The sequence below is a fragment of the Pseudomonas sp. 43A genome (genome assembly GCF_013363935.1).
In the GTDB taxonomy this organism is placed as follows: domain Bacteria; phylum Pseudomonadota; class Gammaproteobacteria; order Pseudomonadales; family Pseudomonadaceae; genus Aquipseudomonas; species Aquipseudomonas crudilactis.
This window is the reverse complement of record NZ_CP054880.1, coordinates 2,068,824-2,083,511: the sequence shown is the minus strand read 5'-3', so window position 1 is coordinate 2,083,511 and position 14,688 is coordinate 2,068,824. Positions and strand designations below refer to the sequence as shown.

At 58.5% G+C, this 14,688-nt stretch carries 9 protein-coding genes; 3 read left to right on the top strand and 6 right to left on the bottom strand.

Annotated elements, in window-relative coordinates:
• Positions 1–16 precede the first annotated feature (16 nt).
• Positions 17–808 carry a dienelactone hydrolase family protein gene (locus HUW52_RS09235; protein WP_175553466.1) on the top strand — a complete coding sequence of 264 codons (792 nt, stop codon included), beginning with the start codon at positions 17–19 and terminating at the stop codon, positions 806–808.
• Positions 809–958: 150 nt separating this feature from the next.
• Entirely contained in the window at positions 959–1,684 is a 726-nt protein-coding gene (locus tag HUW52_RS09230) for a 4'-phosphopantetheinyl transferase (RefSeq protein WP_218586342.1), read from the top strand.
• A gap of 116 nt (positions 1,685–1,800) precedes the next feature.
• On the opposite strand, the gene HUW52_RS09225 is transcribed toward HUW52_RS09230, so the two are convergent.
• Positions 1,801–3,411 (bottom strand): ATP-binding protein, encoded by a 1,611-nt coding sequence (locus tag HUW52_RS09225; protein ID WP_016987428.1) that lies wholly within the window; start codon positions 3,409–3,411, stop codon positions 1,801–1,803.
• Complete coding sequence (locus tag HUW52_RS09220; protein WP_016987427.1) at positions 3,408–4,130, bottom strand: response regulator; 723 nt, start codon at positions 4,128–4,130, stop codon at positions 3,408–3,410. Before HUW52_RS09220 ends, HUW52_RS09225 begins: the two co-directional genes overlap by 4 nt.
• 794 nt (positions 4,131–4,924) lie before the next feature.
• Here HUW52_RS09220 and HUW52_RS09215 point away from each other — a divergent pair.
• Entirely contained in the window at positions 4,925–7,819 is a 2,895-nt protein-coding gene (locus HUW52_RS09215) for a ribonucleoside-diphosphate reductase subunit alpha (protein ID WP_016987426.1), read from the top strand.
• A gap of 169 nt (positions 7,820–7,988) precedes the next feature.
• On the opposite strand, the gene HUW52_RS09210 is transcribed toward HUW52_RS09215, so the two are convergent.
• The 4 genes from HUW52_RS09210 to flgC all read right to left on the bottom strand — a co-directional run bounded on the left by HUW52_RS09210 (position 7,989) and on the right by flgC (position 14,685).
• Positions 7,989–11,873, bottom strand: coding sequence for an S-layer family protein (locus HUW52_RS09210; protein WP_306150154.1), 3,885 nt, complete (start codon positions 11,871–11,873; stop codon positions 7,989–7,991).
• Positions 11,874–12,132: 259 nt separating this feature from the next.
• Positions 12,133–13,467, bottom strand: a complete 1,335-nt coding sequence (gene flgE, locus HUW52_RS09200) for a flagellar hook protein FlgE (protein WP_016983978.1) — start codon at positions 13,465–13,467, stop codon at positions 12,133–12,135.
• A gap of 30 nt (positions 13,468–13,497) precedes the next feature.
• Complete coding sequence (flgD, locus tag HUW52_RS09195; protein WP_175553464.1) at positions 13,498–14,226, bottom strand: flagellar hook assembly protein FlgD; 729 nt, start codon at positions 14,224–14,226, stop codon at positions 13,498–13,500.
• Positions 14,227–14,241: 15 nt separating this feature from the next.
• Positions 14,242–14,685 carry a flagellar basal body rod protein FlgC gene (gene flgC / locus HUW52_RS09190; protein ID WP_003227217.1) on the bottom strand — a complete coding sequence of 148 codons (444 nt, stop codon included), beginning with the start codon at positions 14,683–14,685 and terminating at the stop codon, positions 14,242–14,244.
• Positions 14,686–14,688: the final 3 nt, after the last annotated feature.

Sequence of the window (14,688 nt, the reverse complement as noted above, 5' to 3'; positions counted from 1 at the left end):
GTCAGGAGACCCGACCATGCGCCTGTTCCTTACCCTCACCTTGCTGGCCGTCAGCAGCCTCACTCAGGCGGCGATCAAGACCGAAGAGATCCCCTACCAAAGTGCCGATGGCACCAAGCTGATCGGCTACTACGCCTATGACGACGCCATCAAAGGCAAGCGTCCGGGTGTCGTCGTGGTGCATGAATGGTGGGGCCTGAACGATTACGCCAAGCGCCGCGCGCGGAATTTGGCCGAACTCGGCTACAGCGCCCTGGCCATTGATATGTACGGCGAAGGCAAGAACACTGAGCACCCGAAAGACGCGATGGCGTTCATGCAGGCCGCGACCCAGGATGCGGCGGCTTCGAGCAAGCGCTTCGAGGCCGGGCTGAACTTGCTGAAGCAGCAGCCGCAGACCGACGTCAACAAAATCGCCGCCATCGGTTATTGCTTCGGCGGTGGCGTAGTGCTCAACGCCGCGCGGCAAAGTGAGCCGCTGGCAGGCGTGGTGAGTTTCCACGGTGCGCTGGCAACCAAAACCCCAGCGACGCCCGGCAGTGTGAAAGCGAAGATTCTGGTCGAACATGGCGCGCTGGACAGCATGGTCACGCCGGACAATGTCACCGCGTTCAAGTCAGAAATGGACAAGGCCGGCGCTGACTATCAATTTGTCAGCCTTGATGGTGCCAAGCATGGCTTTACCAATCCAGACGCTGATCGCCTGAGCCATGGTGAGCACGGTGGCCCGGACATCGGGTACAACAAGGCAGCGGATGAAAAATCCTGGGCGGACATGAAAGCGTTCTTGCAGAAAATCTTCAGCTGAACAGGAACACCGCGGCGCGGCCTTCGCGAGCAGGCTCGCTCCCAAACTGGATCTATGTTGCCCATAAGATCCCCTGTGGGAGCGAGCCTGCTCGCGAAAGCCGCACCGCCAATCTCGACCTTGGCCCGACTAACCGGCAAAATGCCCGCCATGAATCTCAACCCTACCCTTCCCGCCTGCTGCACCGCGCTCGACAGCCTCTGGCCGTTGCCGACGGTGTTGCCCGACACCGTGCTGCTCAGCACCCATTTCGACCCGGCCCGACTGCTCGGCGATGACTTTCAGCGCAGCGCTGTTATCGCACCGCCGAGCATTCAGCGTTCAGTGGCCAAGCGCCAGGCAGAATTCCTCGCCGGGCGGATTTGTGCCCGCGCTGCGTTGCAGCAATTGGAAGGCACCGGCATGGTTCCGGCAATTGGCGAAGATCGCGCGCCAGTCTGGCCGGCGCACATCTGCGGATCGATTACCCACAGCACCGGCCGCGCAGCGGCGATTGTTGCCAACAAGCAGCACTGGCGCGGTTTGGGCATGGATCTGGAAAACCTGCTCAACACCGAACGCGCCGAGCGCCTGGCTGGGGAGATTCTGACGCCACCTGAAATGCAACGCATGACGGCCGCATCGCGGGATCAACTGGCGTTGTGGGTGACGCTGACCTTTTCGGTGAAGGAGAGTCTGTTCAAGGCGCTGTATCCGATTGTGCAGCAGCGATTTTATTTCGAGCACGCTGAAGTACTGGAGTGGACGGAGGCCGGTGAAGTCCGGTTGCGCTTGTTGACGGACTTGTCTGCCGAATGGCGCAACGGCACTGAACTGGAGGCGCAGTTCGGGGTGCGAGATGGGCAGTTGTTGAGTCTGGTCAGCATTCAGGCCTGAAATCTTTCGGTGCCTGCAAGGGCCTCTTCGCGAGCAAGCTCGCTCCCACAGGGAACCGCATTTCAAATGTGGGAGCGAGCTTGCTCGCGAAGGCGGCATCACAGCCACCACAAACCTTACCGGCGTTCCTGATTCCTCGGCCAACTCAGGCTAAAACAAGCCCCGCCCAGGCTTTTGCTCTTGCCGATGATCGCCCGGCCGTCATGCCAGTGGATGATCCGCCGCACAATCGACAACCCCAAACCATGCCCGCCCGATGCCCGTGTGCGGCTGTCGTCCAGACGCAGAAATGGCGTGAAAATCCGCTCCCACGCCACTTCCGGCACACCCGGGCCGTCATCTTCGACGTCGACGCGGCAGCGCAATTGCCCGACCTGATAACTCACCGTCACCTTCGAACGTGCGTGGCGCATGGCGTTGCTCACCAGATTCTGCAATGCGCGGTGCAGATAACGCGGCTCGGCTTCCACCCAGGCATCATCGTTATCCGCCGCAGACAGGCACAAACCACGTTGCACCGTGACCTCGGCGCGCAGCGGCGCCAACTCTTCGATCACCTGATTGACCAGGGCATCCAGATCGATGCGCTGGAAGGTCAGCGCCGGCGAGCCCTGCTCCAGGCGCGCGTAGGTGAGCATTTCATCGACCAGCTTATCGAGGTCTTCGATGTCGTGATCCATGCCTTCGCGGTATTTCTCCAGCGCTTGCGGGGTGGTCGCCGAGCCGATCATCTCCAGGCCGAAACGCAGGCGCGCCACCGGCGTGCGTAATTCATGGGACACCGCGCGCACCAATTCACGCTGGATCGCCAGCAACTGTTGCAAGTGCTCGGCCATACCGTTGAACGCTGACGCCAGGCGCCCCACCGAGTCGGCACCGCGCGCCGGCACACGGGTTTCCAGGCTGCCCTTGGCAATGCGCGTGGCCGCCGCTTCGAGGCCGCGCAAACGCCGTTCGAGCTGGCGCACCAACAAATACACGATGAGGCCGATCAGACTCAGACCGAGTGCCGCAATCAGCACCAGCCATTCCGGCGGGTACGGGTTCATCTGATACAGCGGGCCGATCTCCAGCACCCACGGCGTGCCGACCATGCCGGCAAACACGCGAATCGAATCACCGCCCTTGCCCAGCGCCATCACCGTGTCGCCTTCGGCCACGCGGCGGCTCTGGTCTTCGTCCATGTCGGCGTCGTTCACCGTGACCAGGCGCAGATCGAAACCGAAGCCCTTCTCTTCCTTTATCTGCGCAAGACGCTTGGGCTGCTCGCCAACCGGCACGCGCACCAGTTCATCGGCCAGCAGGTAAATGGTCGCACGGGCCAGTTGCTCGCTGATCTGCTGCACTTCCCCTACCAACACAAGCTGCTCTTTGTCGCTGACCATTCGATAGACTTTCGCTGCGTGCGGACCAGTCTGCTCGACCAGCGCCTGGCCACGCTGCACGCGGGTGCGCTGGGACAGATCAAGATCGGTCTCGGCAAACTTCTTCAGTGCCAGCGGAATCCCCAGCAACCGCTCCCACACCAGCAACGCCCGATGGCGCTCGGTTTCGTTCATCGGTTGCAGATTGCCGGCCATCAGCGAAAACGTGCCGTGCGCGAGGCGCTCGCGATATTGCTCGCTGCGCACCTGATTGAGCAGGTTGAGCGCCAGCACGCCGAGCACCGCCACCAGAATCAAAGCGGCGCACATGCCGCCATAGATGCGCAGGAAGATCGAGTTCACAGCGGCAGGTCTACGCAGGCTTCCGGGACGAACAGGTAGCCTTTGCTGCGGATGGTCTTGATCAGGCGCGGATGGTCGGGGTCATCGCCGATTTTCGGGCGAATACGCGAAATGCGCACATCGATCGAACGGTCCTGACCGTCATAGCCAATGCCGCGCAGGGCGGTGAAAATTTCTTCGCGCGACAGAATCCGTCCGGCGTTGGACACCAGCAGCCAGAGCAGGTCGAATTCGGCGCTGGTCAGCTCGATGCCGTTGTCGCTCAGCCACGCCTCGCGCAAGGCGTTGTCGACCACCAGCGGGCCGAATTGCAGGCGACGGGATTTTTCTGCGGCCGGTTCAGGTGTGTCGCTGCGTCGCAGCAAGGCTTGAATTCGCGCCAGCAACAGACGCGGGCGCACCGGTTTGCACACGTAATCGTCGGCACCGAGATCCAGGCCCTGGATCTGATCGGCGTCGTCGGTGCGCGCGGTGAGCATCAGGATCGGACCGTCATAACGGTCGCGCACCTTGCGGCAGATGCTCAAGCCGTCTTCACCGGGCAGCATCAGGTCAAGGATCACCAGGTCCGGCTGCTCGCCGATGATCCGCGCCGCTGCCAGCGCACCGTTGCCTTCGATGTCCACGCGCAGTCCATTGGCTTGCAAGTAGTCGCGCGTCAGTTCGGCCAGTCGCTGGTCATCCTCGACGATCAATACCTGAAAGGCTTGTTGCTCCACCGGTGACCTCTGCTTTCTATTGTTATTGATAAAAGAGGAACGTCTGACTCAACACAATTCCCTGTGGGAGCGAGCAGGCTCGCTCCCACAATTTCAGATCCTCCCGACCTTTTGTCATGTTTGAGGAGGATAAGAATGTCTGTGCATGAGCCGATTGTATAAACGGCGTACAGCCAGAACACAAGTCGGTAAATGCGTTCGGACAAGGCGGTTTTTTGTGATAGGGTTCGCGCCCTTAAAAAACCGCTGAAGCGTTTTTCCCGGTGAAAAAACAGTGACGGACGGTCTAGCTCAGCAGGTTCGCGGCCTACACGCGAATTCCGGATTTCTTACACAATTTACGCACAGGTTTATCCACAGCTAGTACGTTGCAAGCACCCTTGAAACGCATTATCTTGTAGCACGGCGCAGGGAGAGACCCTACATATAGGGTTTTCCGCTTAAACGCCCAACCACATTTCAGACCTGAAACTCAAGCGATTTATTGCCGGTTTCCGGTTGAACCAAGCAAGTTTTTCAAAGCCCAAACCGCACTTGCGGATGGCATCGTTTTTCAGGTTGGAAACGACCGGAACGGTACGGGTGTTGCAGTCATTACTGTCACCTGGGAAGGAATCCGGCTCGAGCCCTGGCTCGCGGCCAAAAACTTCGGCAAGGATGCGGCGTCATTAGCCTTTTTCCTACTGGTCCGAAGTTGTTATGCCCGACGCCCGTCGGTTGTAGTGCTTCGGACCAGAACGGTGAGCACCATGATGGTGCCCAAACAAACATAGAGAATGTGGAGATCACCCCCCATGCAAACCGACACAACTCGCGAGAACCCGCAGGGCACCTTGCCGCAGGCCGCCGATTCGAATTCGGATCTGGCAGCCACCGCGCCTGGTCAACTGCGCGTGATCAAGCGTAATGGCACTGTCGTTCCTTACACCGATGACAAGATCACCGTCGCTATCACCAAAGCGTTCCTCGCAGTTGAGGGCGGCACCGCTGCCGCTTCGTCGCGAATCCACGACACCGTTGCCCGTCTGACCGAACAGGTCACCGCAACCTTCAAGCGTCGCATGCCATCGGGTGGCACCATCCACATCGAAGAAATCCAGGACCAGGTCGAACTGGCCCTGATGCGTGCCGGTGAGCAGAAAGTCGCTCGCGACTACGTGATCTACCGTGACGGTCGTTCGAAAGAACGTGCTGCCCACGCCCCGGCCGAAGAAGCGGTCAACGCGCACCCGTCGATCCGCATCACCCGTACCGACGGTAGCCTGGCGCCGCTGGACATGGGTCGTCTGAACACCATCGTCACCGAAGCCTGCGAAGGTCTGGAAGAAGTCGACGGCGACCTGATCCAGCGCGAAACCCTGAAAAACCTGTACGACGGCGTGGCCCTGACCGACGTCAACACCGCACTGGTGATGACCGCCCGTACTCTGGTCGAGCGTGAGCCGAACTACTCGTTCGTGACCGCCCGCCTGCTGATGGACACCCTGCGTGCCGAAGGTCTGGGTTTCCTCGGTGTGGCCGAAAGCGCCACTCACCACGAAATGGCCGACCTGTACGCCAAGGCACTGCCGGCCTACATCGCCAAAGGTATCGAGTTCGAACTGCTGAACCCTGTGCTGGCCTCCTTCGACCTGGAAAAACTGGGCAAGGCGATCAACCACGAGCGTGATCAGCAATTCACCTACCTGGGCCTGCAAACCCTGTACGACCGTTATTTCATCCACAAGGACGGTATCCGCTTCGAACTGCCGCAGATCTTCTTCATGCGCGTGGCCATGGGCCTGGCGATCGAAGAGAAGCAAAAAGAAGACCGTGCGATCGAGTTCTACAACCTGCTGTCGTCCTTCGACTACATGTCGTCGACCCCGACCCTGTTCAACGCCGGTACCCTGCGTCCACAGCTGTCGAGCTGCTACCTGACCACCGTGCCGGATGACCTGTCGGGCATCTACCACGCGATCCACGACAACGCCATGTTGTCGAAATTTGCTGGCGGTCTGGGCAACGACTGGACGCCGGTGCGTGCACTGGGCTCGTACATCAAGGGCACCAACGGCAAGTCGCAAGGCGTGGTTCCGTTCCTGAAAGTGGTGAACGACACCGCGGTAGCCGTTAACCAGGGTGGCAAGCGCAAAGGCGCTGTGTGTGCCTACCTGGAAACCTGGCACATGGACATCGAAGAGTTCATCGAACTGCGCAAGAACACCGGTGATGATCGTCGTCGTACCCACGACATGAACACCGCCAACTGGATCCCTGACCTGTTCATGAAGCGCGTCTTCGATGACGGCAAGTGGACCCTGTTTTCGCCATCCGAAGTGCCGGACCTGCACGACCTGACCGGTAAAGCCTTCGAAGAGCGTTACGAGTACTACGAAGCCCTGACTGAATACCCAGGCAAGGTTCGTCTGTTCAAGACCATCCAGGCTAAAGACCTGTGGCGCAAAATGCTCTCCATGCTGTTTGAAACCGGCCACCCATGGCTGACCTTCAAAGACCCGTGCAACCTGCGCAGCCCGCAGCAGCACGTCGGCGTGGTCCACAGCTCGAACCTGTGCACCGAAATCACCTTGAACACCAACAAGGACGAGATCGCCGTTTGCAACCTGGGCTCGATCAACCTGCCGAACCACATCGTGGATGGCAAGCTGGACACCGCCAAGCTGCAACGCACCGTGAACACCGCTGTGCGCATGCTCGATAACGTGATCGACATCAACTACTACTCGGTGCCACAAGCGAAGAACTCCAACTTCAAGCACCGTCCGGTCGGTCTGGGCATCATGGGCTTCCAGGACGCTTTGTACCTGCAGCACATTCCTTACGGTTCCGACGCTGCCGTCGAGTTCGCCGACAAGTCGATGGAAGCGGTCAGCTACTACGCGATCCAGGCTTCCTGCGACCTGGCTGACGAGCGCGGCGCGTACGAGACGTTCCAGGGTTCGCTGTGGTCCAAAGGCATCCTGCCGCTGGATTCGCAACAGATCCTGATCGAGCAACGTGGCCAGAAGTACATCGATGTCGACCTGAACGAATCCCTGGACTGGGCACCGGTTCGCGCCCGTGTACAGAAAGGCATTCGTAACTCGAACATCATGGCCATCGCACCGACCGCGACCATCGCCAACATCACCGGCGTCTCGCAGTCGATCGAACCGACCTACCAGAACCTCTATGTGAAATCGAACCTGTCGGGCGAATTCACCGTGATCAACCCGTACCTGGTTCGCGACCTCAAGGCTCGCGGCCTGTGGGACTCGGTCATGATCAACGACCTGAAGTACTACGACGGTTCGGTTCAGCAGATCGAGCGCATCCCGCAAGAACTCAAAGAGCTCTACGCGACTGCCTTCGAAGTGGACACCAAGTGGATCGTTGACGCCGCCAGCCGTCGTCAGAAGTGGATCGACCAGGCCCAGTCGCTGAACCTGTACATCGCCGGCGCATCGGGCAAGAAGCTCGACGTGACCTACCGCATGGCCTGGTACCGTGGCCTGAAAACCACTTACTACCTCCGTGCCCTGGCCGCGACCAGCACCGAGAAATCGACCATCAACACCGGCAAGCTGAACGCTGTTTCCAGCGGCGGCAACCACGGCGACGATTCGGTTCTGGCTGCTCCTGCCGGTCCTGCTCCAGTGCCAAAGGCTTGCGCAATTGACGAGCCGGATTGCGAAGCTTGCCAATAAGCTGAGCGCTCAGGCGTTGCGAGACGCCTGATACTCTCCGGGCAAAAGAAACCCCCGACAGACTTCTGGTTTGTCGGGGGTTTTCTTTTGTCTGGAGTAAAAACCGAAGTAAAAAAAACGGCGAAACCTGAATGCAGGCTTCGCCGTTTTTATGCATGCAACGCCTTTGTCAGACTGCGAATGACTCGGACATCGCCTGTCCTACGACAGGAATGGTGAAGGACTCACCGTTGTTGGTGAAAAAGGTTTCAATGGTATTACCGCCCTTGTACCAGTCCTTCAGGAACACGCCGGAGTCCAAGTTGCCGCTTTGCAGATCGGCGGCATTGAAGACGTAGGCGCCAAGATCGTTCTGGACGATCCGCACATCACTGACACTCTGAATGTTCTTGAGGGTGACGGTATCAACCCCCGATGTGCCTGTGTCCTGAATGCCTACCATGGTTTTCGAGTACACGACATAGGCATCACCACCCTCACCGCCCAAGGCATCACCCGAGCCGCGCAAGTTCAACGTATCAAAACCTGCACCACCCTGGAGTTCATAGCCGTAACCGGTACCCGTCAAGGTATCGTTGCCGTCACCACCATAGGCAATCCCGGCCGACACGGTGATGTTGTCGTTGCCTGCCTCACCATAAAGAACACTGCCAGTATCGTTATCGGCACTACGCATGGTGTCATTGCCGTTACCGCCGTAGAGCGTATCAGCCTGGACACCACTGATAGCTGTTGGCCCGAAAGCGCCGATATCAGTGACCGTATCGCCGTAAATAAAATCATCACCCTCGCCGCCGTAGATAATGTCGTTACCCGCACCACCCTCAAGCTTGTTCGAATAGGCGTTGCCAGTCAGCGTGTCATTGAATGCCGATCCCATCAGGTTATCGATGTTGATCAACACGTCACCTTGAGCGTCGCCTCCTGCGACTGTGCCATCCAACAAGTTGATCTGAACGCCACCAGTACTGGTCAAGTACCAAGCGCCATCACCTCGACCAACCCCCGTCAATAGATCCGCACCAGCGCCACCGACGAAATTCTCCGCCCCTGCCGCGCTGCCGGTAAAGCTGTCGGCCTGCGCCGTGCCCTGGAATATTTCGATCGACGTGTAAATATCGCCAGCGGCAGCCCCGGTGAAAACAGGCGCCCCCAAATCCAGGGTGATACCCGCAGTTTCGCTGGCAAAACTCACCAAATCCATACCACTACCACCGTTGAAGCGATTGACTCCCGCATCCCCGACAAACGCATCACCAAAGTTCGAACCAATGATCGCTTCAATATTGGTGTAAACATCGCCGGCAGCAATTCCGGTGTGGATCCCCGTTTTAGTATTGATGCTCACGCCCTTGTCGGCATCGGCATAACTGACCGTATCAAAACCATCTCCACCAATGAGTTGGTCCGCCCCTGCACCACCGAACAGCGTGTCATCGCCAGCCCCGCCCGTGATGATGTTGTCGGAAGCATTGCCGTATGCAGTGAAATTGCCAGTCCCGGTGAAGTTCAAGCGCTCGATTTCCACGCTCAATCGGTAGGTATTTTGGTTAGTGCGCACTTCATCATCACCGCCACCCGCCATTTCCACCACGTTCTGGCTGGCCGAACCATTGATGATGTACACGTCGTTACCGGCGCCGCCGTAGAAAGTCGTGGTACCCAACGACGCGGTGAACACGTCGTTGTAGTTCGAGCCCACGATGTTTTCAAAATCGGAGAACGTGTCGCCTTGGGCGTCGCCACCCAGACCGGTGCCCGCTCGCGCACTGGTCATGGTGATGTTCACGGCCTGTTCCGACTGCGAGTAGCTCAGCATGTCGATGCCGTTGTAACCGTCGAGGTTGTCGGCGGCTGCGCTGGCGTAAAAGGTGTCACCGTAGTTCGAACCCCGGTAGCTTTCGATCCCGACAAAGGTATCGCCCGCTGCAAAACCGGTGTGTACACCAGTCTTCAGGTTCAGGGTAACTGCAACGCTGTTGGGCACATCCTCATAGCTGGCGATATCGAAGCCGGCACCACCAATCAGTTGGTCGGCGCCTGCGCCGCCCATCAAGATATCGTTGCCGGCACCGCCGGTGATGACGTTGTCAGAGGCATTGCCGCGACCGATGAAGTTGCCAGTACCGGTAAACGTCAGACGTTCGACTTCGTTGACCAGGGTGATGTTGCTCAGCGTGGTGCGCACTTCATCATCACCGCCACCCGCCATTTCCACCACGTTCTGGCTGGCCGAACCATTGATGATGTACACGTCGTTACCGGCGCCGCCGTAGAAAGTCGTGGTACCCAACGACGCGGTGAACACGTCGTTGTAGTTCGAGCCCACGATGTTTTCAAAATCGGAGAACGTGTCGCCTTGGGCGTCGCCACCCAGACCGGTGCCCGCTCGCGCACTGGTCATGGTGATGTTCACGGCCTGTTCCGACTGCGAGTAGCTCAGCATGTCGATGCCGTTGTAACCGTCGAGGTTGTCGGCGGCTGCGCTGGCGTAAAAGGTGTCACCGTAGTTCGAACCCCGGTAGCTTTCGATCCCGACAAAGGTATCGCCCGCTGCAAAACCGGTGTGTACACCAGTCTTCAGGTTCAGGGTAACTGCAACGCTGTTGGGCACATCCTCATAGCTGGCGATATCGAAGCCGGCACCACCAATCAGTTGGTCGGCGCCTGCGCCGCCCATCAAGATATCGTTGCCGGCACCGCCGGTGATGACGTTGTCAGAGGCATTGCCGCGACCGATGAAGTTGCCAGTACCGGTAAACGTCAGACGTTCGACTTCGTTGACCAGGGTGATGTTGCTCAGCGTGGTGCGCACTTCATCATCACCGCCACCCGCCATTTCCACCACGTTCTGGCTGGCCGAACCATTGATGATGTACACGTCGTTACCGGCGCCGCCGTAGAAAGTCGTGGTACCCAACGACGCGGTGAACACGTCGTTGTAGTTCGAGCCCACGATGTTTTCAAAATCGGAGAACGTGTCGCCTTGGGCGTCGCCACCCAGACCGGTGCCCGCTCGCGCACTGGTCATGGTGATGTTCACGGCCTGTTCCGACTGCGAGTAGCTCAGCATGTCGATGCCGTTGTAACCGTCGAGGTTGTCGGCGGCTGCGCTGGCGTAAAAGGTGTCACCGTAGTTCGAACCCCGGTAGCTTTCGATCCCGACAAAGGTATCGCCCGCTGCAAAACCGGTGTGTACACCAGTCTTCAGGTTCAGGGTAACTGCAACGCTGTTGGGCACATCCTCATAGCTGGCGATATCGAAGCCGGCACCACCAATCAGTTGGTCGGCGCCTGCGCCGCCCATCAAGATATCGTTGCCGGCACCGCCGGTGATGACGTTGTCAGAGGCATTGCCGCGACCGATGAAGTTGCCAGTACCGGTAAACGTCAGACGTTCGACTTCGTTGACCAGGGTGATGTTGCTCAGCGTGGTGCGCACTTCATCATCACCGCCACCCGCCATTTCCACCACGTTCTGGCTGGCCGAACCATTGATGATGTACACGTCGTTACCGGCGCCGCCGTAGAAAGTCGTGGTACCCAACGACGCGGTGAACACGTCGTTGTAGTTCGAGCCCACGATGTTTTCAAAATCGGAGAACGTGTCGCCTTGGGCGTCGCCACCCAGACCGGTGCCCGCTCGCGCACTGGTCATGGTGATGTTCACGGCCTGTTCCGACTGCGAGTAGCTCAGCATGTCGATGCCGTTGTAACCGTCGAGGTTGTCGGCGGCTGCGCTGGCGTAAAAGGTGTCACCGTAGTTCGAACCCCGGTAGCTTTCGATCCCGACAAAGGTATCGCCCGCTGCAAAACCGGTGTGTACACCAGTCTTCAGGTTCAGGGTAACTGCAACGCTGTTGGGCACATCCTCATAGCTGGCGATATCGAAGCCGGCACCACCAATCAGTTGGTCGGCGCCATCGCCGCCGATCAATAGATCATTACCGTCCCCGCCATTCAAGACATCATTGCCAGCCAAACCGCTTATCTGATCATCGCCCGCAGTGCCGAGCAGATTATCTGCACCAGTGGTCCCGTTAATTATCGCCATTACATCATCCTTGTGTTTTTGTGTTGGAAACTACGTTGAAACTAGGTAGAAGCTTCCTGATTTCCATATGGCCATACAGTGTCCTGGCTCAATGAAGCAGGTTGTGCAAAGTTTTGACGCGAAGGTCCTCTACTGGACGGGGTTGCAACTTCCGAACCATAAATTCCGACAAACGGTTCAATGGTGAATGTAAATTTAGCAACGCGCATAAAAAAACCGACGCTCTGGCGTCGGTTTTCAGTGCAGCTCTCAGATCACATCAAGTCATCTGAATGATGGTCTGCATGATGGTGCTCTGAGTGGAGATGGTCTTGGCGTTCGCCTGATAGTTGCTCTGGCCTTTGATCAGGTCCACCAGCTCGTTGGTCAGGTTGACGTTCGACTCTTCCAGCGAGTTGGAAGCAATCGAACCCAAAGTACCGGTTTCCGGAGCGTCGTAGCCCGGGATACCCGAAGCGAACGTCTCTTTCCAGCTGGTGCCACCGATAGCCTGCAGGCCTTGTTCGTTGGTGAAGCTGGCCAGCGCAACCTGGCCGATGGCCTTGCTCTGGTTGTTGCTGAAGTTGGCGAACAACGTACCGGTGCCGTCGATGGTCAGGTTGGTGATCTGGCCAGTGGCGTAACCGTCCTGAGTCGGGATCGAACGCGCGGTGTCAGCGTTGTACTGAGTGGTCTTGGACATGGAGATGGTCACGCCAGCCGTGTTGGCTGCTGCGCCGTTAGGTACAAAGTTACCGTTGACCACGTTGCCCGGCTTCCAATTGGCCAGCTTCAAGTCGCTGCTGATGATCGGATTGGCCGGATCCGCCGGGTTAGGTGTGCTGACCTGAGTCAGATTGCCCGAACTGTCAAACGTCAGTGTCGAAGCAGTTGGAGGCGTCGTGAGTGGATTGCTACCGGTTGCATCCGGATTACGCCCGTCCACCAGGGTGTAAACCTTCCAAGTGTTTTGGCCGGTTTTCACCATGTACTGATCCATGACGTGCGAGTTGCCCTGCGAGTCGTAGATCGGAGTGCTGAAGCTCTTCGTGTACGTCTCAAGCTTGCTTGGGTCGAACTTGACGGCGTTGGTGCCGGTATCAACGATCACCGGCGCAGTCGAGTTCAAGTTGATGCTCGACGTCACCAGGGAAGTCGATTTCGGCGCCAGGTTCGAGGTATCAATCTTCAGGTCGGTCAACACGCCGTTGATGATCTTGCCATTGGCGTCAACACCGTAACCCTGCAGGCGCGAGGTGTAGTCGGTGTTGGTGATGTAACCGGCGTTGTCGACCTTGAACGTACCGGCACGGGTGTAGGACACCGAGCCATTGTTGCTCATGGTGAAGAAGCCCGAACCGTTGATGCCCATGTCCAGCACGTTACCGGTGTTGTTGATGTCACCCTGGGTGAACTGCTGGGACACGTTGGCCAGGCGCACGCCGTTGCCGATCACTTTGCTGCCGCTACCCAGGCGAGTGGCCGAGTAGACGTCTTCGAATTCTGCACGGGACGATTTGAAACCGGCGGTCGCGACGTTGGCGATGTTGTTGCCGGTCACGTCCAGTTGTTTGTTGGCTGCATAGAGACCGCTAAGGCCGATATTGAAAGACATATTCCACTCCTTTGTGCCGGTTAGTCGGCTCTATATACCAATGGTTTGTACTTTGGACAGGGCAACGGTGCCCTTGCCGGACAGGTTGAGCATCAGCTCGCCGCCGGTCTGGCTGATCGTCACGCTGGTGACGGTGGCCGGCAGGTAGGTCGCCATATCGGTCGATGTGCCATTGATCGATGCGTTGGCCTTGACGGTATAAGTACCGGTCTTGACCACATTGCCGTCCTTGTCCTTGCCGTCCCAGGTGAAGCTCGCGGCGCCTGCGGCACGACTGCCCAGATCGATGGTGCGAACCACCGTGCCGCTGCTGTCGGTGATGCTGACGGTGCCGCCGGCAATCGACGACGGAACGGTGACCGAACCGGTCATGCCTTTGCTCGGATCGTCGAGCTGAACCGAGTTGGTCTGCACGATGACGTTGCGGCCCACCAGCGACGATGCCTGCAAGGCTTGCGACGAGTTGTAGTTGCCAGCAAGGCCACTCACGGTGGAGTTCAGCGTAGTGATGCCTTCCAGGCTACTGAACTGCGCCAATTGGGCAACGAATGCGCTGTTGTCCTGCGGATCGAGCGGGTTCTGGTTTTTCAGCTGAGTAACCAGCAATTGCAGGAACGCGTCCTTGCCCAGGGCCTGGCCGCCGGTGGCGCTGTTGGTCGCCGAGGCGATGCCGCCGGTCGTCGAACTGCTGGCCTTCTTCGACGAGTTGGCCAGGATGTCGTTCATGCTCAAGCTGCTGGTGGTATCGGAAACACTCATGGCAGTCGCCCCTTATTACTGACCGAGGGTCAGTACCTTCTGCATCATGGTTTTGGCGGTGTTCATCATTTCGGCGTTGGTCTGGAACGAACGGCTCGCGGAAATCATGTCAGCCATTTCTTCCACCACGTTGACGTTCGGGTAGTAGACGTAGCCTTTGGCGTCAGCCGCCGGATGATTCGGCTCGTAGCGCGCTTCGAGGTTGCTTTGATCTTCGACCACACCGAGCACCTGCACGCCTTGACCGGCGGCGTCTTGGCTCTGGAACAGCGAGTTGCTGCCGCTGTTCTGGCCGCCCTGGAACATGGTGGCGAATACCGGGTGACGGGCGCGGTAGGTCTGGTCGATGCTCGACGAGACGGTCTCGGCGTTGGCGATGTTCGACGCAACGGTGTTCAGACGCGTGGTTTGTGCGCTCATGCCGCTGCCGGCAATGTTGAAAACGCTGGACAGGGACATGAA

What these genes read in the sequence shown, in the direction of transcription:
- HUW52_RS09210 (WP_306150154.1), bottom strand. Translation starts at nt 11,873, where the DNA reads ATGGCGATAATTAACGGGACCACTGGTGCAGATAATCTGCTCGGCACT.
- flgD (WP_175553464.1), bottom strand. Translation starts at nt 14,226, where the DNA reads ATGAGTGTTTCCGATACCACCAGCAGCTTGAGCATGAACGACATCCTG.
- flgE (WP_016983978.1), bottom strand. Translation starts at nt 13,467, where the DNA reads ATGTCTTTCAATATCGGCCTTAGCGGTCTCTATGCAGCCAACAAACAA.
- HUW52_RS09230 (WP_218586342.1), top strand. Translation starts at nt 959, where the DNA reads ATGAATCTCAACCCTACCCTTCCCGCCTGCTGCACCGCGCTCGACAGC.
- flgC (WP_003227217.1), bottom strand. Translation starts at nt 14,685, where the DNA reads ATGTCCCTGTCCAGCGTTTTCAACATTGCCGGCAGCGGCATGAGCGCA.
- HUW52_RS09215 (WP_016987426.1), top strand. Translation starts at nt 4,925, where the DNA reads ATGCAAACCGACACAACTCGCGAGAACCCGCAGGGCACCTTGCCGCAG.
- HUW52_RS09235 (WP_175553466.1), top strand. Translation starts at nt 17, where the DNA reads ATGCGCCTGTTCCTTACCCTCACCTTGCTGGCCGTCAGCAGCCTCACT.